Below are 18902 nucleotides of genomic sequence, written 5' to 3' on the forward strand. Positions count from 1 at the left end.
TCGGCGGTTTCGCTTTATGGAGAACTAGATATGGCGACCATCCCCATCACCAAGCGCGGCGCGGAGAAGCTGCGCGAAGAACTGCGCCGGCTCAAGTCGGTGGACCGCCCCGCCGTCATCAATGCGATCGCCGAAGCGCGCGCGCAGGGTGACATCAGCGAAAACGCCGAGTACGAATCCGCCAAGGACCGCCAGGGCTTCATCGAAGGCCGCATCCTGGAGATCGAGGGCAAGCTCTCCGCCTCGCAGGTGATCGACCCCAGCGAGCTCGATGCCGGCGGCAAGGTGGTGTTCGGCTCCACCGTGGAACTCGAGGAAGAAGACAGCGGCGACGCCGTCAAGTACCAGATCGTGGGCGAGGACGAGGCCGACCTGAAGCAGGGCCTGATCAACGTTTCCAGCCCGATCGCCCGCGCGCTCATCGGCAAGGAAGAGGGCGACACCGCCGAGGTGCAGACGCCCGGCGGCCTCAAGCGCTACGAGATCGTGGCGGTCAGCTACCTCTGATCTCCGCGCGCATGAACGACCTGAAAGACCGTATTGCGCTGATGCTGGCTGCCTTCTGGTGGGGCAGCCTGACGACGATCGGTTTTCTCGTCGTGCCGATGCTGTTCGCGAAGCTGGGCAACCCGGCGGTGGCGGGCAATTTCGCGGCGCAGCTGTTCGAGGCACAGAGCTGGATCGCCATCGCCTGCGGGGTGATCTTGCTGATCCACTTCCGCTCGAAGGCCGACGAGCGCATGAGCGGGCCGGCGATGACGACCATCTTCTTCATCCTGGGCGCGTTGCTGCTGGCGCTGCTGCAGCAGTACGCGGTGGCGCCGCGCATTGTGGCGCGGGAGAACCTGAAACTGTGGCATGCCATGGGAACGGGCATGTACTTCGTGCAGTGGCTCTGTGCCGGCGCGGTGCTGTGGCGCGTGGGAGGCCGCACGGCGGGCTGAAGGCAACGACGGAACGCACGGCAAAGAAAAAGGCGGCTCGCGGGCCGCCTTTTCTGTTTCTGCAGGGCGCTTCCTACTCTTTCCAGTATTTCGCGACCCAGCGCGCAGGCTTGATGAACCGGAAGGCGCGGTTGCGGCGGCCAGCCAGCGCGTCGGGCGGGTTGCATTCGCCGTGGAACACCATGATCCGCGCGCCTTCGGGCACGAAGGGCTCTTCCCAGTAGTTGGTCGGCCAGGTCGGGATGCCGTGGTACTTGAAGCTGGGGCACCAGCCGTCGGGCCAGTAGGACAGCTTGCCCTGCTTGTGGAGCACGTCCGACAGGTAGGTCTGCTCGTTGCGGTACTCCGCCTGGACCTTGTCCATGTTGGCGCGGAAATAGGCCAGCACGTCGGCATGGGCGCCGAGCTCGAAGCGGTAGACCGACGAGTTGCCTGTGATGCGCCCGCGTCGCCAGGGACGGTCGTAGTCGTGAATGATCAGGAACTCGCCCGGCTGCTCGAAAAACGCGTCCAGGCTGCCGACGACCACCACGTCGAGGTCGAGGAAGAGGGCGGGGCCGCTCAGGCCGTGCAGGTCTTTCTCGAAGGTGGTGAGCTTCTTCCAGGCGCCATCGCGCTGGCCGGGGGCCAGATGCAGGTTGAGCGGGGGAATCGGCAGGCAGGTCACCTCGGGGCGAATACCGTTGCCGTCGTCGGTCAGGCAGACGAACTTGAAGTCGCCGCCGAGGTTGCGGCGGACCATCGCGTAGAGCCGGTTGACGTATTCGGGGCCGTACTTCGTGCCCCACTTCATGCAGAGGATATGGCGCTGGGCGCCTTGCGCTGGCGCCAAGTTCAATCCGCCTGGTTGCGTTTCTTGACCGACAGGGGCCGTTTCGCCTTGGCGCGCTTGATGGTGCCGCCAGGGGTGAGGCGCTGGTTGCCGAGCACGCGCAGGGTCTTGATTTCAGGGCGCTGGCCGCCGCGCTTGCTGTACTTGACGATCTTCACGTCGCGTGGGCCGGGCATGCGATCTTCGTCGACCACGCGCTCCTTCTCGGCCTTGGGGCGCCACAGCACGAGCAGCTTGCCGATGTGCTGGATGGGGGCGGCGTCGAGTTCTTCGGCCAGTTCGCGCAGCATGGCGTCGCGGGCCAGGCGGTCGTCGGAGAAGACTCGGATCTTGATCAGGCCGTGGGCCTTGAGCGCCGCGTCGGCTTCCTTCTTCACGGCAGGGGTGAGCCCGTCTCCACCGACCATGACGATCGGATCCAGGTGGTGAGCTTCGGCGCGATGCACCTTGCGCTCGGCAGGGGTAAGTTGAATGGCGGGCATCCCCGTATTATCGACCCGTACACGAAGACCCCCCATGAGCACCAAAGCCAAAAGCAAGAAAGTCAACAAGGCGTGGCTGCACGACCATATCAACGACCCCTACGTGAAGCTCGCCACGAAGGAGGGCTACCGGGCTCGCGCCGCCTACAAGCTCAAGGAGATCGACGAATCCCTCGGCCTGGTCAAGCCAGGCCAACTCGTGGTGGACCTCGGCTCCGCCCCGGGCGCATGGAGCCAGTACCTGCGCCGGCGCATGTCGCCGGGCGGAGCCGCGGCCGGTGAACTGAACGGCACCATCGTCTCGCTCGACCTGCTGCCGATGGAGCCCATCGAGGGCGTGATCTTCCTGCAGGGGGATTTCCGCGAAGACGAGCTGCTGCAGCAACTGCTGGGCGTGCTGGCCGGGCGCAAGGCCGATCTTGTGGTTTCGGACATGGCGCCCAACCTGTCGGGCATCCATTCGGCCGACGCAGCCCGCGTTTCGCACCTGATCGAGCTCGCCATCGACTTCGCCCAGAACCACCTGAAGCCCGAGGGCGCGCTGGTGGCCAAGGTTTTCCATGGCAGCGGCTATGACGAGCTGGTGAAGCTTTTCAAGGCCAATTTCCGTGTCGTGAAACCCTTCAAACCCAAGGCGTCGCGGGACAAATCGGCCGAGACCTTCCTGGTCGGGGTAGGACTGAAGGCCGTGGATACGCCTTGATACCGGCCCGAGCAACATCCTTTGCGGCGCAAACCCATGTCAGGCTATGGCCGCATTAGGGAAATGCCAGCTTTTCGCAGCTTGAAAAGCCTAAAATGGGGCGCAATTGCGTACCCACAGCGCGTTTTTTCATTCACCTGTCACGCGCTTTAGCCTGGAGCTTCGTTTGAACAATCAGTGGTTTTCCAAAGTTGCCGTGTGGCTCGTCATCGCCATGGTGTTGTTCACTGTCTTCAAGCAGTTCGACACCCGCGGCGGCGTCGGCTCGGGGACAGTCAGCTACTCCGAGTTTCTGGACCAGGTCCGCAACAACCAGATCAAGAGCGCCGTCATTCCTGAAGGCGCCGCAGGCGGCGAGATCGTCGCCGTCACGAACGACGACCGCAAGATCCGCACGACTGCAACCGTGCTCGACCGCGGCCTCGTGGGCGACCTGATCGACCACAACGTCAAGTTCGACGTCAAGCCGCGCGAAGAAAGCTCCCTGCTCATGACCCTGCTGGTTAGCTGGGGGCCGATGCTGCTGCTGATCGGCGTGTGGATCTACTTCATGCGGCAGATGCAGGGCGGCGGCAAGGGCGGGGCGTTCAGCTTCGGCAAGAGCAAGGCCCGCATGATGGACGAGAACAACAACACGGTCACCTTCGCCGACGTCGCGGGCTGCGACGAGGCCAAGGAGGAAGTCCGTGAAGTGGTCGACTTCCTGAAGGACCCGCAGCGCTTCCAGAAGCTCGGTGGCCGCATCCCGCGCGGCCTGCTGCTGGTCGGCCCTCCTGGCACCGGCAAGACGCTGCTGGCCAAGTCGATCGCCGGCGAGGCCAAGGTGCCTTTCTTCTCGATCTCCGGTTCCGACTTCGTCGAAATGTTCGTCGGCGTGGGGGCCGCCCGCGTCCGCGACATGTTCGAGAACGCCAAGAAGAACGCGCCCTGCATCATCTTCATCGACGAAATCGACGCGGTGGGCCGCCAGCGCGGTGCCGGCCTCGGCGGCGGCAACGATGAACGCGAGCAGACGCTCAACCAGATGCTGGTCGAGATGGACGGCTTCGAAACCAACCTCGGCGTGATCGTGGTGGCTGCCACCAACCGCCCCGACATCCTGGACGCCGCGCTGCTGCGCCCCGGCCGTTTCGACCGCCAGGTCTACGTCACGCTGCCCGACATCCGCGGCCGCGAGCAGATCCTCGGCGTGCACATGCGCAAGGTCCCGCTGGGCCAGGACGTGAACCCGAGCGTGATCGCCCGCGGTACGCCCGGCATGTCGGGCGCAGACCTGGCCAACCTCTGCAACGAAGCTGCCCTGATGGCCGCCCGCCGCAATGCGCGCGTGGTCGAGATGCAGGACTTCGAAAAGGCCAAGGACAAGATCTTCATGGGCCCCGAGCGCAAGAGCATGGTCATGCCCGAGGAAGAGCGCCGCAACACGGCCTACCACGAGTCCGGCCATGCCCTCATCGGCAAGCTGCTGCCCAAGTGCGACCCGGTCCACAAGGTCACGATCATTCCGCGCGGCCGCGCCCTCGGCGTGACCATGAGCCTGCCCTCGCAGGACCGCTACAGCTACGACCGCGAGTACATGCTGAACCAGATCAGCATGCTGTTCGGCGGCCGCATCGCCGAGGAAGTGTTCATGCACCAGATGACCACCGGTGCCAGCAACGACTTCGAGCGTGCGACCAACCTGGCGCGCGACATGGTCATGAAGTACGGCATGAGCGATGCCCTTGGGCCGATGGTCTACGCCGAGAACGAAGGCGAAGTGTTTCTGGGCCGCTCGGTCACCAAGACCACGAACATGAGCGAGCAGACCATGGAAAAGGTCGACTCGGAAGTCCGCCGCATCATCGACGAGCAATACGCCCTGGCGCGCCGCCTGATCGAAGAGAACAGCGACAAGATGCACGCCATGGCCAAGGCGCTGCTCGAATGGGAAACCATCGACACCGAGCAGCTCGACGACATCATGGCCGGCCGCGCGCCCCGTCCGCCCAAGGACTGGACGCCGCGCATCCCGCCTTCGGGCAGCGGTGGCGGCAGCGGCGGCACGCCGGCCGTGACGACCGACCCGGCTCCCAACGCAGCGTGAGCGCGAATCCGGCGTCAAACCACAACGGGGCCTCTGGCCCCGTTTTCGATGGCGAGCACGCGGCGGCCGGCGGTGCTTTCTGGCAGACCTCCCGCTTCCGCATCGACCTCGCGCAGCCGCGCGTGATGGGCATCGTCAACGTCACGCCCGATTCCTTTTCCGACGGCGGCGCTCATGCCTCCACCGAGACCGCCCTCCGGCACTGCGAGCAGTTGCTGAAGGAGGGCGCAGACATCCTCGACATCGGCGGCGAATCGACCCGCCCCGGCAGCCCCGCGGTGCCGCTCGAAGCCGAGCTGGCGCGCGTGGTGCCGGTGGTGCGCGAGGCGGTGAAGCTCAATGCGCCCATCTCCATCGACACCTACAAGCCCGAGGTCATGCGCGCCGTGCTCGACCTGGGCGCGGACATCGTCAACGACATCTGGGCGCTGCGCCAGCCGGGCGCGCGCGAGGCGGTCGCGGCGCATCCTTCCTGCGGCATCTGCCTGATGCACATGCACCGCGATCCGCAGACCATGCAGGCCGTGCCCATGGCGGGCGACGTCGTTCCGGAAGTCCTTTCTTTCCTGCGGGAGCAGGCGCAGCTTCTTTACGACCTCGGCGTCGACGCTGCGCGCATCACGCTCGACCCTGGCGTTGGCTTCGGCAAGACGGTCGCGCAGAACTTCGCCTTGCTCGCGCGGCAGCGCGAGTTGCTCGCCGGTGGCTATCCGCTGCTGCTGGGCTGGTCGCGCAAGTCGTCGATCGGTGCCGTCACCGGCATCGAGATGGCGGGCGAGCGCATCGTGCCCAGCGTTGCTGCTGCCGTGCTGGCGGCGGATCGGGGCGCTGCCGTGGTGCGCGTGCACGACGTGCGCGACACGGTCGCCTCGCTCGCGGTATGGCGCGCAATGAAGGCTCAGGAAAAGTCACAACTACAACCACAAGGACAGGCACCCACACCATGACCCGCAAATATTTCGGCACCGATGGCATCCGTGGCACCGTGGGCAAGGCGCCCATCACTCCCGACTTCGTCCTGCGCCTCGCGCACGCCGTGGGCCGCGTGCTCAAGAAGACGCAGTCTCGCCCCACGGTGCTGATCGGCAAGGACACGCGCATCTCGGGCTACATGCTCGAATCCGCGCTCGAATCGGGCTTCAATTCGGCCGGTGTCGACGTGGTGCTGCTCGGCCCGCTGCCGACGCCCGGCGTGGCGTACCTCACCCGCGCGCAGCGCGCGAGCCTCGGCGTGGTGATCAGCGCGAGCCACAACGCCTATCCGGACAACGGTATCAAGTTCTTCAGCGCGCAGGGCACCAAGCTCGACGACGCCTGGGAGCTGGCCGTCGAGGCCGCGCTGGAGGAAGACCCGGTCTGGGTCGATTCCGCCAACCTCGGCAAGGCGCGCCGCCTCAACGACGCGCCCGGCCGCTACATCGAGTTCTGCAAGAGCACCTTCGCCAACGACCTGACGCTGCGCGACATGAAGCTGGTGGTCGACGCGGCACACGGCGCGGCCTACCAGGTGGCGCCCAACGTGTTCCACGAGCTGGGCGCGGAAGTTACGAGCATCGGCGTCGCGCCCGACGGGCTGAACATCAACAAGGGCTTCGGCGCCACGCACCCCGAGGCGCTGATCGCCGCGGTGACGGCGCAGAAGGCCGACTACGGCATCGCACTCGACGGCGACGCCGACCGCCTGCAGCTGGTCGACGCGAGCGGGCGCCTGTTCAACGGCGACGAGCTGCTCTACCTGATGGTGTCCGAGCGCATCGCGCGCGGCGACAAGCCGGTGGGGGTGGTCGGCACGCTCATGACCAACAAGGCCGTCGAAGTCGCCCTGCGCGGGCAGGGCATCGAATTCGTGCGCGCGAAGGTCGGCGACCGCTATGTGCTCGAAGAGCTCGACAAGCGCGGCTGGCTGCTGGGCGGCGAGGGTTCCGGCCACCTGCTGGCGCTGGACCGCCACACCACCGGCGACGGCATCGTGAGCGCGCTGCAGGTGCTGCAGGCCTGCGTGCGCAGCGGCAAGACGGTGGCGCAGCTGCTCGAAGGCGTCACGCTGTTCCCGCAGACGCTGATCAACGTGCGCATCTCGCCCGACCAGGACTGGAAGGCCAACAAGGCGCTGGCCAGCGAAACCACGCGCATCGAGGCCGAGCTCGGCGATTCGGGCCGCGTGCTGATCCGCGCGAGCGGTACCGAGCCGCTGGTTCGGGTGATGGTCGAGGCTCGCGATGCGAAGCAGGCCGAGTCGTGCGCCAGGCGCCTCGCGGCCACGCTGGAGCCTGCGCGATGACAGCAGCGGCCGGCGCGCAGCCGATCGAAGTCTTCATCGCCGACTACCGCAACGCCGCCCACGCGACCGCCCTGGTCGGTCTGCTCGACGCCTATGCCGGTGACCCGGCCGGCGGCGGCACACCGCTCGATCCCGCGGTGCTCGCAGGCTTGCCCTCGGCGCTGGCCGCGCGTCCCCAGGCCTTCAGCGTGCTGGCTTTCGACGGCGGGCAGCCTGTGGGCCTGATCAACTGTATCGAAGGCTTCTCGACCTTCGCCTGCAAGCCGCTGGTGAACGTGCACGACGTGGTCGTGCTGCCCAGCCATCGCGGGCGGCGCGTGGCGCAGAAGATGTTCTCGCTGGTAGAGGAAGAAGCTCGCCGCCGCGGCGCGTGCAAGCTCACGCTGGAGGTGCTCTCGGGCAATGCGCCCGCGCTGCGCGCCTACGAGCGCGAAGGCTTCGCGGGCTACCAGCTCGATCCGGCATTCGGCACCGCAGTCTTCCTGCAGAAGAAGCTCTGAGCGCAAGCAACCAAGGGAAAAGGGCCGGGGCGAATCGTTCGCCACCGGCCCTTTGTTCTCTACCGCCAGATCAGAAGCGCGTCACCGGCATTTCGGCGTCGGCCTTGCCCGGCGCGTACTTGCCCAGTTCCCACTTGGCGATCGCATTGCGGTGCACTTCGTCCGGACCGTCCGCGAAGCGCAGCGTGCGCGCGCCGGCGTAGGCCGAAGCCAGCGGGAAGTCGTCGCACATGCCGCCGCCGCCGTGGACCTGCATGGCCCAGTCGATCACCTGGCAGGCCATCGACGGCGCGACGACCTTGATCATGGCGATCTCGTTCTTCGCGACCTTGTTGCCAGCCACGTCCATCAGCCATGCAGCCTTCAGCGTGAGCAGGCGAGCCATGTCGATCTTGCAGCGGGCCTCGGCGATTCGCTCCTGCGTCACGGTCTGCGATGCCACGGTCTTGCCGAAGGCCACGCGCGAGGAGGCGCGCTTGCACATCAGCTCCAGCGCGCGCTCGGCCAGGCCGATCAGGCGCATGCAGTGGTGGATGCGGCCGGGGCCGAGGCGGCCCTGGGCGATCTCGAAGCCGCGGCCTTCGCCCAGCAGCATGTTGCTGGCGGGCACGCGCACATTCTCGAAGTACATCTCGACGTGGCCGTGCGGCGCGTCGTCATAGCCCATCACGTTCAGCGGGCGCACGATGCGGATGCCCTTGGCGTCGGCCGGCACCACGATCATGCTCTGCTGCGAGTGGCGCGGCGCCTCGGGGTCGCTCTTGCCCATGGTGATGAAGACCGCGCAACGCGGGTCGGCCGCACCCGAGATCCACCACTTGTGGCCGTTGATGACGTACTCGTCGCCCTGGCGCTCGATGCGCGTGGAGATGTTGGTGGCGTCGCTCGAGGCCACTTCAGGCTCGGTCATGGCGAAGGCAGAGCGGATCTGGCCTTCGAGCAGCGGCTTGAGCCAGCGGGCCTTGATCTCTTCGGAGCCGTAGCGGGCGATGGTCTCCATGTTGCCCGTGTCGGGCGCCGAGCAGTTGAAGGCTTCCGAAGCCCATGGCACGCGGCCCATGATCTCGGCCAGCGGGGCGTATTCCTGGTTGGTGAGGCCCGCGCCGTCATAGCCCGAGGCGGCGGCGCTGTCGACCGGCAGGAACAGGTTCCACAGGCCCTGGGCCTTGGCCTTCTCCTTGAGCTTCTCGACCGTCTTGAGCGCCGTCCAGCGCTTGCCGGCGGCGGTGTTCGCGGCCAACTCGGCGGCGTACTCGGCTTCGGCCGGATAGATGTGGTCGTCCATGAATGCCTGCACGCGCTTCTGCAGGTCCTTGGTCTTGGCCGAGTATTCGAAGTCCATCTTTGTCTCTCCTGGTGGGGTGGGGCGGCTTATGCCTTTTGGGCAAACTGCCAGGCCATGTCGGCCATGGGGCGGGCGCCGCGGGCCGAAGCCACGGCTTGCTCGCTCGACGCGGTGCCGGCCTCGACCCGCTTGGCAATGCCTTGCAGGATCGCGGCCATGCGGAACAGGTTGTAGGCCTGGTAGAAGTTCCAGTCCGGCGCCAGCGCCTCGGGCGTGCTGATGCGGGTGCGCTCGCAGTAGCGGCGGATGTATTCGCTCTCGGTGGGGATGCCCAGCGAGGCGACGTCGACGCCGCCGATGCCGCGCCCGGTGGTCGGGGGCATGTGCCACGACATGCAGTGGTAGCTGAAGTCGGCCAGCGGGTGGCCGAGCGTCGACAGTTCCCAGTCGAGCACGGCGATGATGCGCGGCTCGGTGGCGTGGAACATCACGTTGTCGAGGCGATAGTCGCCATGGACGATCGACACCTTGCTCTCGTCGCGCGCGCTCGCGGGCATGTGCGCGGGCAGCCAGTCGATCAGCCGCTCCATGGCCTCGATGGGCTGCGAGAGTTCGCCCGCGCCGTCGGCCGAGGCCTTGTACTGCTTGCTCCAGCGGCCGATCTGGCGCTCGAAGTAGTTGCCGGGCTTGCCGTAGTCGGCCAGGCCCCGGGCGGCGAAGTCGACGGTGTGCAGCGCGGCGATCACGCGGTTCATCTCGTCGTAGTGGGCGGCGCGCTCGGCATTGCTCATGCCGGGCAGCGACTGGTCCCACAGCACGCGTCCCTGCATGAACTCCATGACGTAGAAGGCGCGGCCGATGACGCTCTCGTCCTCGCACAGGCAGTACATGCGCGGCACGGGCACGTCGGTGCCCGCCAGGCCGCTCATCACCTTGTATTCGCGCTCCACCGCGTGGGCCGAGGGCAGCAGCTTCGCGACCGGGCCCGGCTTGGCGCGCATCACGTAGCTCTGCGTGGGCGTGACCAGCTTGTAGGTCGGGTTCGACTGGCCGCCCTTGAACATCTCGACCGTCAGCGGGCCCTTGAAGCCGTCGAGGTTCTTCCCGAGCCAGGCTGCGAGCGCGTCGACGTCGAAGGCGTGCTGTTGCGAGACGGCACGGGTGCCGATGAAGGAGGAGAAGTCCTGGCTCATGTCGGTATGTCTATCTGCCTGTCGTTGTCGTTCTAGCTTTCAGCTTCCGAGACGCGCATCAGCGCCGAGCGGTCGAGCACTACGAGGCCGCCCGGCTCGATGCGGATGGTGCCCTCGCGCTCCATGGTCTTCAGTTCCTGGTTGACCCGCTGGCGCGATGCGCCCAGCAGTTGCGCCAGTTCTTCCTGCGCCAGTTGCAGGCCGATGCGCATCTGGCTGCCGTCTTCCAGGTTCGGCACGCCGTAGCTGCGCACCAGATGGATGAGCTGCTTGGCCAGCCGCGCGCGCAGCGGCAGGGTGTTGAGGTCTTCCACCAGCCCGAAGAGCGTGCGGATGCGCCGCGCCTGCAGCCGCATCAGCGCCTCGTACAGCTCCACGTGCGAGGCCAGGATCTTCTGGAAGTCGGCGCGCGCCACGCACAGGATGGTGGTGTCGCCATGCGAGTAGGTGTCGTGCGTGCGCCGGTCCCCGTCGAACATCGCCACGTCGCCGAACCAGATGCCCGGCTCCACGTAGGTCAGCGTCACCTGCTTGCCCGAGACGGCCGTCGAGCTGACCCGCACCGCGCCCTTGGCGCAGGCGATCCAGTGTTCGGGCGGATCGCCGCGGGCAGCGATGAGGTCGCCGTCCTTGTAGCGTTTGACGAAGGCGCATCGGAGGATGTCGTGCCGCAGCGATGGAGAAAGGGAAGAAAACCAGCGACCACTGTTGATCGCTTCACGTTCTTCGATGGTAAGAATGGGGTCGTCCATTGGTCTGTCCTCTCGGCGACTGGAAGGCTGGTGGGTGTCACGGGAGCGACGCTCTGCGGCGTTGCTCGGGTACTCGGCTATTCGTACTGCGGCGGCTTCTTCTCGAGGAACGCGGCGATGCCGATGCCTGCGTTCGCGTGGTGCAGGTTGCGCACGAAATGGTCTCGCTCCTGCGCGAGCTGCGATGCCAGCGTGGCGCCCCGGGCCTCGCTCAGCAACTCCTTGATGCTGGCCAGCGAGTTCGGTGCGCGCGCATTGAGCCGGCCCGCCAGCGCCAGCGCGCCCGCGAGGGCCTGGCCGCTTTCGGTGAGCTCGTTGACGAGGCCCAGCGCATGCAGGCGCGAAGCCTCGATGCGCTCGCCGTTCATCAGCCATTCGCTCGCAAGCTGGCGCGGCAGCTGCCGGCCCAGGTGCCAGCTCAGGCCGCCGTCGGGCGACAGCGCCACGTTGCTGTAAGAGGCCGCGAAGACCGCATCGCGCGCCGACACCACGAAGTCGCAGGCCAGCGCGAGCGAGAAGCCCGCGCCGGCAGCCGCGCCCTCGACGGCGGCGATGACCGGCTTGGGAAAGGTGCGGATCGAATCGATCCAGTTGTGCAGGCCCTCGATGCTCTCGGCCTGAACCGAGCGGTCGAGCTGCCGGTTGGCCAGCAGCCGCTGCAGCGAGCCGCCGGCGCAGAACCATGAGCCTTCGCCCACGATGACCACGCTGCGGATCTCCGCGCTGTTCTCGGCCTTGTTCAGCGCCTCGATGCCCGCTGCGTAGATGTCGGGGCCCAGCGCGTTGCGCTGGCTCGGGTTGGAGATCGTCAGCACCATGGTGCTGCCCTCGCTCGTGCTCTTGAGTTCTGCGGTGCTCATGGCTCGCTTCCGTGCTCCTCGTTCATTTCGTGATCATTCTTCCTCGTGCAGCAGGCTCAGGCCCAGCGCGCCGCGGCGGCGCAGCCATGGGCTCGGGCGATAGCGCGGGTCGCCATACACCGTCTGCAGGTTGAACAGCACCTCGAGCATGTTGGTCGGTCCGTAGAGGTTGCCCATGGCCAGCGGGCCGCGCGGATAGCCCAGGCCCAGCTGCACGGCGGTCTCGAGGTCGGCCGGCGTGCACACGCGCTGCTGGCACATGTCGGCGGCGATGTTGACGATGGTGCCGATCACGCGCTGCGTGACGAAGCCGCCACTGTCGCGGATCACGCTGACGGCCTTGCCGTCGCGCGCGAAGAGTGCGTGCGCGGCATCGCGGATGTCTCGGCGCGTGGCCGGGTTGGTGGCGAGCACGCGGCGCTTGGTGGCCGCGTCGTCGATCAGCATGTCGATGCCGACGGTGCGCGTGGCGTCCAGGCGCTCGACGGCGGCCACCGTCGTCACGTCGAAGCCCAGCGGCGCCACCAGGATCAGCGAATGCGGCGCGGCGGTGGCGCCGCTGTCGATCTGCGCACCCAGCGTGTTCACCAGGCGCAGCAGCTCGGCACGGCGTGCCGCGCGCGGCGACACCCACACCGAAGGCGTGCCCTCGACCACCGGCGCGGGCGCCTCGGGCGCCTGCTGCATCACGCCGTCGTCGTAGCGGTAGAAGCCTTCACCGGTCTTGCGGCCCAGCGCGCCGGCGGCAAGGCGCTGCGCGGTGATCACGCTGGGGCGGAAGCGCGGCTCCTCGAAGTACTGGTGATAGATCGACTCCATCACCGGGTGCGACACGTCGAGCGCCGTCAGGTCCAGCAGCTCGAAGGGGCCGAGGCGGAAGCCGGCCTGGTCCTTGAGGATGCGGTCGACGGTCGCGAAGTCGGCCACGCCTTCGCCGACGATGCGCAGCGCCTCGGTGCCGTAGCCCCGGCCGGCGTGGTTGACGATGAAGCCGGGCGTGTCCTGCGCCTGCACGGCGCTGTGGCCCATCTGCGTGGCGTAGCCGGCGAGCTGCTTGCACACATCGGGCGAGGTCTTGAAGCCCGCGACCACCTCGACCACCTTCATCAACGGCACAGGGTTGAAGAAGTGGAAGCCCGCGACGCGCGCCGGATGCTTCAGGCCGGCCGCGATGGCCGTCACCGAGAGGGACGAGGTGTTGGTGACCAGCGTGGCAGTCTCCGCCACCACGCCTTCGAGCTCGCTGAAGAGCTTGCGCTTGACTTCCAGGTCTTCGACGATGGCTTCGACGATCAGGTCGCAGCCCGCCAGCGCCTGGATCGAATCGACAGCCTTCACGCGGGCGATGTACGCGTCGCGCATGGCGGCATCGATCTTGTTCTTCTCGTGCAGCTTGTTCCATTGGGCACTGAGGGCTTCGCGCCCGCGCTCGGCGGCGCCCGCAAAGCTGTCGAGCAGCAGCACTTCGCTGCCTGCCTGCGCCGCGATCTGCGCGATGCCGCGACCCATGGCGCCGGCGCCGACGACGCCGATTCGGGAGTAGTTCACTGTCATTTGCTGGAGATTTTCACTGGTTGGGTGGTATCCGGACCTGCGGGGCAGGCCTCGACACAGGTGCCGTACGCATCGGCACCGCCGTCGAAGTCTTCGATTTTGCAGCCCCGCGCGGGCGGGGCGTGACGGGTTTTACGCGGGGGCGCGCTTTCAGGGCGCACGACGGCTGCGGTCGATGGCCACGCTCAGCGAGATGGCGACCATCAGCAGGCCGAGGCCGACCCAGCTCATCCATGCGCCCGCATCGTTGGCGAGCAGCCAGCCACCCAGCGCTGCGCCAATGGCTTGCCCGGTGTAGATGCCGGAACTGTTGAGCGCCACCGAGCCCGGCGCCAGCGCGGGCGCCAGGCCCACCAGGCGGGCCTGCTGCGCCGAGTTGGTCGCGAAGCAACCCAGTCCCCAGGGAACGAGCACCACCGCCAGCCACGCCAGCGTGGAGGCCAGCGGCCAGAGCAGCAGGCTGGAGGCGATCAGCACCGTGGTGACGAGCACCATGCGCCCGGCGCCCACGCGGTCGATGAAGCGGCTGACCACCATGTTGCCGACCAGCCCGCAGGCACCGAACAGCGCCCACATCACGCTCAGCGTGGTGGCGTCGGCGCCGAAGCTCTGCTTGAGGATCGGGCCGAAATAGCTGAACAGCACGAACTGGCCCGCGCCCTGCAGCGCCGTGACCGAGACGATGCCCATCAGCACCGGGCTGCGCAGCACGCGCGACCATGCGGCGGCCGTCAGCGCGGCGGGGCGGATGCCGTTGGGCAAGGTGAGCCACACCGATGTCGCGCTCGCGACACTGAGCGCCGCAATCGCCGCAAAAGCCATGCGCCAGCCCAGGTGCCCGCCGATCAGCGCGCCGATGGGCAGGCCCAGCACAGAGGCCATCGACCAGCCGAGAAAGACGAAGGTCACGGCCCGCCCGCGATGCTCCGGCGGCACAAGCAGGCCGGCACAGGCGGCGGCCTGGGGCGTGAAGATTGCGGGCGCGATCACCGTGAGCATGCGCACCGGCAGCAGCGCGCCGAAGGTGGGCATCAGCGCGCAGAGAACGTGGCCGATGGCGTACCAGAGGAGGGTGAGGGCGAGAAGCTGGCGGCGGTCCCATCCGGCCACTGCGGCGGCCAGCAACGGTGCGCCTACGCACATGACCGTCGCGGCGGCAGTGATGAGCTGCCCCGCCGTGGCGGCCGTGACCGAGAGCGAGGCGCTGATCTCGTTGAGCGTGCCGGGCACGACCATCACGCCCGTTCCGATCACGAAATTGCCGGCAAGCAGCGCCCAGAGCGCCCTCCGTGGCGCCGGCTGGCTCACCGACGGACCTGCAGCGCGCCGGGATTCACGATGTTCGTGGGGTTGCCGTTGATGTAGCTCACGACGTTGTCGAAGGCCTGGCCGAAATAGCTCTCGTAGCTTTCCTGCTCGACGTAGCCGATGTGCGGCGTGCAGATGCAGTTCTCGAGGCGCAGCAGCGCGTGGCCCTGCAGCGGCGGTTCGCTCTCGAACACGTCGACGGCCGCGAGCCCCGGGCGGCCGCGGTTGAGAGCCGCGAGCAGGGCATCGGCCTCGACCAACTCCGCGCGCGAGGTGTTCACGAACAGGGCGGTCGGCTTCATACGCGAGAGGTCCTCGAGGGTGATGAGGCCGCTGGTCTCTTCGTTGAGCCGCAGGTGCACCGACAGCACGTCGGCCGCGGCGAAGAACTCATGGCGGTTCTGGGCCACCTGGAAGCCGTCGGAGCGCGCCTTGGCGCAGCTGGCTTCACGGCCCCAGATCACGACCTGCATGCCGAAGGCCTGCCCGTAGCGCGCCACCAGCTGGCCGATGCGCCCGTAGCCCCAGATGCACAGAGTCTTGCCCTTGAGTACGGAGCCGATGCCGAAATTGGGCGGCATCGAGGCCGACTTGAGCCCGGACTGCTGCCAAGCTCCGTGCTTGAGGTTGCTGATGTACTGCGGCAGCCGGCGCATGGCGGCCATGATGAGCGCCCAGGTGAGTTCGGCGGGCGCCTGGGGAGAGCCGGAACCCTCTGCCACGGCCACGCCGCGCTCGGTGCAGGCCGCGACGTCGATGTGTCCGGCGACGCGCCCCGTCTGGGAAATGAGCTTGAGCTTGGGCAGCTTCTCGATGAGTTGGCGCGAGATCTGGGTGCGCTCGCGGATCAGCACGATCACGTCGGCGTCCTTGAGTCGGACCGACAACTGCCCAATGCCTTTGACCGTGTTGGTATAGACCTTGGCCGCGTAGGCGTCCAGCTTGGAAGCGCAGCGCAGCTTGCGTACGGCGTCCTGGTAATCGTCGAGGATCACAATGTTCATGGCGTGCCATTGTGCCTCGCAGCATTGGAATGTCGCGCCGGCGAACGTTTGGATACCCGCCCTGCAGCCGCTTGCAGAGCGGTTCGGGCCCGGTACAGGACCCGATGCCGGGCTCAGTGCAGGTTCAATGCAGACGCGTCGAGCGAGGGGCCGCGGCCACGGTTTCGGCGGCTTCCAGAGCGGCCAGGCGGTCGAGTTCTGCGCAGACGTCGGCCATGCGGCCGGAGATCAGCACCCGGTTGTTGTTGCGCTGCTGGCCCTTGCCGTCGATCACGCGGACCACGCGCAGCGGGCGTGCCGCAGCGGCTGTTTCAGAGGGGGCGGTGCCGCCGGTGCGGGCTGCACAGGCGGTGCGCACGGCCACGTAGCGCAGTCCAGCGGAGGACTCTGCGGAATCGAGATGATCCCTGCGATGGGAGGGGCGGCGTGCCGGCATCAGCCGGTTGGCCAGCGATTGCAGCGGCATCCAGATGTCGGCGATGGCGAGGAGGGCGATTCCCATGTGAACTCCAAGAAAGTACGAGGTTGAACACAGGCAGGATTTCTTGAATCGGCCGCGACAGGGTGATGGCGACTCTTCGCCATACGCCCGCCACCTGTCGCTGCCGGATGGGGTGCTGTTGCTCTGGAAAGCAGGTCGCAGCGGCCTACATCAGCATGGTGTTCCGAATGAGTCCGACCGCGAGGCCTTCGATTTCGAAAGGCTCGCCGGGCTGCACGATGATGGTCGGGTAATCGGGGTTCTCGGCGTGCAGCTCGATGACCTGTTTGTTGCGCTTCAGGCGCTTGACGGTCACTTCGTCGCCCAGGCGCGCAACAACGATCTGGCCGTTGCGTGCTTCCTTGGTGGCCTGCACCGCGAGCAGGTCGCCGTCCATGATGCCGGCGTCGCGCATCGACATGCCGCGCACCTTGAGCAGGTAGTCGGGCTGGCGCTGGAACAGCGTGTTCTCGACGTAGAAGGTCTGGTCGACGTGCTCTTGAGCCAGGATTGGCGAGCCGGCTGCGACACGGCCGATGAGCGGCAGCGCCAACTGGGCCATGCCGGGCAGCGAGAGGGAGAACTGTCCACCCTCGCGATGGCGCGTTTCGTTGAGCGAGCGCAACGCGTCGCCCTTGAGGCGGATGCCGCGGGAAGTGCCGCTGACCAGCTCGATGACGCCCTTGCGCGCCAGCGCCTGCAGGTGCTCTTCGGCGGCATTGGCCGATTTGAATCCGAGTTCATTGGCGATTTCGGCGCGCGTGGGTGGCGCACCGGTGCGTGCGATGGCGCTCTGGATGAGGTCCAGGATCTGCTGCTGGCGGGCTGTAAGCTTCACGGCGAACTGCATGTGTGGTTCCTTGCGGCACTGGTTGGATATCCAGTGCCTGTATTTTTAACCAGTTTTTAGAAGTTGACAAGCCATGGTCAATTCCTCTTCGCCCGAACTGCCGCGCCGCGTGGTGGTTCTGGGCACCGGCGGCACCATCGCGGGCCGGGCCGCCAGCAGCGGCGACAACATCGGCTACACCGCCGCGCAGGTGGGCGTGGCCGACCTGCTGGGTGCCATCGAGGCACCCGACGGCGTGATGCTGGAGGCCGAGCAGGTGGCTCAGGTCGACAGCAAGGACATGTCCTTCGCCATCTGGCAGCAGCTGGCCCGGCGCTGCGCGCACTGGCTGGCGCAGGCCGATGTGGCAGGCGTGGTGATCACGCACGGCACCGACACGATCGAGGAAACCGCGTTCTTCCTGCATTCTGTGCTGGTGCCGTCCAAGCCCGTCGTGCTGACCTGCGCGATGCGCCCGGCCACTGCGCTGTCGCCGGACGGTCCGCAGAACGTTCGTGATGCGATCAGCGTCGCCGCCACACGGGGTGCGCACGGAGTCACCGTGGTGTGCGCGGGGGCGATCCATGCCGGCGTCGACATTCAGAAGGTCCATACCTATCGGCTGGACGCCTTTGCTTCGGGCGATGCGGGCCCCGTGGGCTATGTGGAGGAGGGCGAGGTACGCCTTGTCCGGTCGTGGCCGCAAGGCGGAACGCTGCCGGTAGTGAAGCTCTTCGGTGCTACCGAGGTGCAGTGGCCACGCGTGGAGATCGTGATGAGCCACGCCGGTGCCAGCGGTGCGGTGATCGAGGCGCTGCTTCAGGCGGGCGGAGTGGATCCTCTGCGCGGGCTGGTGCTTGCCGCCACCGGCAACGGCACCTTGCACCATGCGCTGGAAGCGGCCGCGCTCAAGGCCCGGGACGCCGGCATCGAGGTGCTCCGAGCCACGCGCTGCTCGAGCGGGCGCATCCTGCCGAAGGCGGGGGATCCGCTTCGCGATGCAGGCTCGCTGACGCCCGTGAAGGCCCGCATCGCCCTGATGCTCGAATTGCTGGGCTGAAAGCAGAACCGCCCCTCTGGAGGGGCGGTTTGCTGCGAGTCGGATGATCGGTCGATCTTTCGATCAGCTGCTCAGCGCGGCCAAGGCGCGCTGGGTGATCTCGTCGACCGTGCCCACGCCCTTGATGGCGCGGTACTTGGGCGCGGCGGCCGGATCGGCCTTGGCCCAGGCGGAGTAGTAGTCGACCAGCGGACGCGTCTGCTGGCTGTACACGTCGAGCCGCTTGCGCACGGTTTCTTCCTTGTCGTCCTCGCGCTGGATGAGGTCCTCGCCGGTCACGTCGTCCTTGCCTTCCACCTTGGGCGGGTTGAACTTGACGTGGTAGGTGCGGCCCGAAGCCGGATGCGAGCGGCGGCCGCTCATGCGCTCGATGATGTCGCCGAAGGGCACGTCGATCTCGAGGACGTAGTCGAGCTTGACGCCTGCCGCCTTCATGGCGTCGGCCTGGGGAATGGTGCGGGGGAAGCCGTCGAACAGGAAGCCGCTAGCGCAGTCGGGCTGCGCGATGCGTTCCTTCACGAGATTGATGATCAGGTCGTCGCTGACCAGTGCGCCGGCGTCCATGATGGCCTTGGCCTGCAGCCCGAGGGGCGTGCCGGCCTTGACGGCTGCGCGCAGCATGTCGCCGGTCGAAATCTGGGGAATGCTGTATTTCTGGCAAATGAAGGCCGCTTGCGTGCCTTTGCCCGCCCCGGGCGCGCCCAGCAAAATTAGTCTCATGGTGTCCTCGGACGGTTCTTAGATTTTG

The 18902-nt window shown here is 67.1% G+C and carries 20 protein-coding genes; 8 read left to right on the forward strand and 12 right to left on the reverse strand.

Annotated elements, in window-relative coordinates; translation table 11 throughout:
• The first annotated feature begins 30 nt into the window (after nucleotides 1-30).
• Both greA and ACAM57_RS14710 read left to right on the forward strand, forming a co-directional pair.
• Entirely contained in the window at nucleotides 31-507 is a 477-nt protein-coding gene (gene greA / locus ACAM57_RS14705) for a transcription elongation factor GreA (protein WP_126024038.1), read from the forward strand.
• 11 nt (nucleotides 508-518) lie between these two features.
• Nucleotides 519-944, forward strand: coding sequence for a DUF4149 domain-containing protein (locus tag ACAM57_RS14710; protein WP_369662177.1), 426 nt, complete (start codon nucleotides 519-521; stop codon nucleotides 942-944).
• Between the two features lie 73 nt (nucleotides 945-1017).
• Here the strand turns inward: ACAM57_RS14710 and ACAM57_RS14715 are convergent, their stop codons facing one another.
• Together ACAM57_RS14715 and ACAM57_RS14720 are read right to left on the reverse strand one after the other, a co-directional pair.
• On the reverse strand, nucleotides 1018-1737 hold the full coding sequence (locus ACAM57_RS14715) for a glycosyltransferase (RefSeq protein WP_369662437.1): 720 nt from the start codon (nucleotides 1735-1737) through the stop codon (nucleotides 1018-1020).
• Nucleotides 1738-1778: 41 nt separating this feature from the next.
• Nucleotides 1779-2258: a YhbY family RNA-binding protein gene (locus ACAM57_RS14720; RefSeq protein ID WP_093202307.1), complete on the reverse strand. Its 480-nt coding sequence runs from the start codon at nucleotides 2256-2258 to the stop codon at nucleotides 1779-1781.
• 34 nt (nucleotides 2259-2292) lie between these two features.
• On the opposite strand from ACAM57_RS14720, the gene ACAM57_RS14725 reads away from it, so the two are divergent.
• From ACAM57_RS14725 to ACAM57_RS14745, 5 genes are all read left to right on the forward strand, one after another.
• Nucleotides 2293-2961: an RlmE family RNA methyltransferase gene (locus tag ACAM57_RS14725; protein ID WP_369662178.1), complete on the forward strand. Its 669-nt coding sequence runs from the start codon at nucleotides 2293-2295 to the stop codon at nucleotides 2959-2961.
• A 166-nt stretch (nucleotides 2962-3127) separates the two neighbouring features.
• Nucleotides 3128-5047, forward strand: coding sequence for an ATP-dependent zinc metalloprotease FtsH (gene ftsH / locus ACAM57_RS14730; protein WP_019652445.1), 1920 nt, complete (start codon nucleotides 3128-3130; stop codon nucleotides 5045-5047).
• Nucleotides 5048-5172: 125 nt separating this feature from the next.
• Entirely contained in the window at nucleotides 5173-5994 is an 822-nt protein-coding gene (gene folP / locus ACAM57_RS14735) for a dihydropteroate synthase (protein WP_369662438.1), read from the forward strand.
• Entirely contained in the window at nucleotides 5991-7328 is a 1338-nt protein-coding gene (glmM, locus tag ACAM57_RS14740) for a phosphoglucosamine mutase (RefSeq protein WP_126024041.1), read from the forward strand. Before folP ends, glmM begins: the two co-directional genes overlap by 4 nt.
• Nucleotides 7325-7828, forward strand: coding sequence for a GNAT family N-acetyltransferase (locus ACAM57_RS14745; RefSeq protein WP_369662179.1), 504 nt, complete (start codon nucleotides 7325-7327; stop codon nucleotides 7826-7828). Before glmM ends, ACAM57_RS14745 begins: the two co-directional genes overlap by 4 nt.
• 70 nt (nucleotides 7829-7898) lie before the next feature.
• Here ACAM57_RS14745 and ACAM57_RS14750 read toward each other — a convergent pair whose 3' ends face one another.
• The 9 genes from ACAM57_RS14750 to lexA all read right to left on the reverse strand — a co-directional run bounded on the left by ACAM57_RS14750 (nucleotide 7899) and on the right by lexA (nucleotide 17115).
• Nucleotides 7899-9170 carry an acyl-CoA dehydrogenase family protein gene (locus ACAM57_RS14750; RefSeq protein ID WP_019652449.1) on the reverse strand — a complete coding sequence of 424 codons (1272 nt, stop codon included), beginning with the start codon at nucleotides 9168-9170 and terminating at the stop codon, nucleotides 7899-7901.
• 29 nt (nucleotides 9171-9199) lie between these two features.
• Entirely contained in the window at nucleotides 9200-10306 is a 1107-nt protein-coding gene (locus ACAM57_RS14755) for a phosphotransferase (protein WP_126024044.1), read from the reverse strand.
• 32 nt (nucleotides 10307-10338) lie between these two features.
• Nucleotides 10339-11058: a Crp/Fnr family transcriptional regulator gene (locus tag ACAM57_RS14760; protein WP_093202289.1), complete on the reverse strand. Its 720-nt coding sequence runs from the start codon at nucleotides 11056-11058 to the stop codon at nucleotides 10339-10341.
• A 77-nt stretch (nucleotides 11059-11135) separates the two neighbouring features.
• Entirely contained in the window at nucleotides 11136-11918 is a 783-nt protein-coding gene (locus ACAM57_RS14765; RefSeq protein ID WP_184637595.1) for an oxepin-CoA hydrolase, alternative type, read from the reverse strand.
• 33 nt (nucleotides 11919-11951) lie between these two features.
• Nucleotides 11952-13472 carry a 3-hydroxyacyl-CoA dehydrogenase gene (locus ACAM57_RS14770; RefSeq protein ID WP_369662180.1) on the reverse strand — a complete coding sequence of 507 codons (1521 nt, stop codon included), beginning with the start codon at nucleotides 13470-13472 and terminating at the stop codon, nucleotides 11952-11954.
• Nucleotides 13473-13622: 150 nt separating this feature from the next.
• Nucleotides 13623-14780 (reverse strand): MFS transporter, encoded by a 1158-nt coding sequence (locus tag ACAM57_RS14775; protein WP_369662181.1) that lies wholly within the window; start codon nucleotides 14778-14780, stop codon nucleotides 13623-13625.
• Nucleotides 14777-15784 carry a D-2-hydroxyacid dehydrogenase family protein gene (locus ACAM57_RS14780; RefSeq protein WP_369662182.1) on the reverse strand — a complete coding sequence of 336 codons (1008 nt, stop codon included), beginning with the start codon at nucleotides 15782-15784 and terminating at the stop codon, nucleotides 14777-14779. Before ACAM57_RS14780 ends, ACAM57_RS14775 begins: the two co-directional genes overlap by 4 nt.
• Nucleotides 15785-15908: 124 nt before the next feature.
• On the reverse strand, nucleotides 15909-16286 hold the full coding sequence (locus tag ACAM57_RS14785) for a hypothetical protein (protein ID WP_369662183.1): 378 nt from the start codon (nucleotides 16284-16286) through the stop codon (nucleotides 15909-15911).
• Nucleotides 16287-16431: 145 nt separating this feature from the next.
• Nucleotides 16432-17115: a transcriptional repressor LexA gene (gene lexA / locus ACAM57_RS14790; RefSeq protein ID WP_126024049.1), complete on the reverse strand. Its 684-nt coding sequence runs from the start codon at nucleotides 17113-17115 to the stop codon at nucleotides 16432-16434.
• 73 nt (nucleotides 17116-17188) lie between these two features.
• Here lexA and ACAM57_RS14795 point away from each other — a divergent pair, with 73 nt between their 5' ends.
• Complete coding sequence (locus tag ACAM57_RS14795; protein ID WP_369662184.1) at nucleotides 17189-18154, forward strand: asparaginase; 966 nt, start codon at nucleotides 17189-17191, stop codon at nucleotides 18152-18154.
• Between the two features lie 63 nt (nucleotides 18155-18217).
• Here the strand turns inward: ACAM57_RS14795 and adk are convergent, their stop codons facing one another.
• Entirely contained in the window at nucleotides 18218-18874 is a 657-nt protein-coding gene (adk, locus tag ACAM57_RS14800; RefSeq protein ID WP_184637605.1) for an adenylate kinase, read from the reverse strand.
• Nucleotides 18875-18902 lie beyond the last annotated feature (28 nt).

Source organism: Variovorax sp. V15, from assembly GCF_041154425.1.
GTDB lineage: Bacteria > Pseudomonadota > Gammaproteobacteria > Burkholderiales > Burkholderiaceae_C > Variovorax > Variovorax guangxiensis.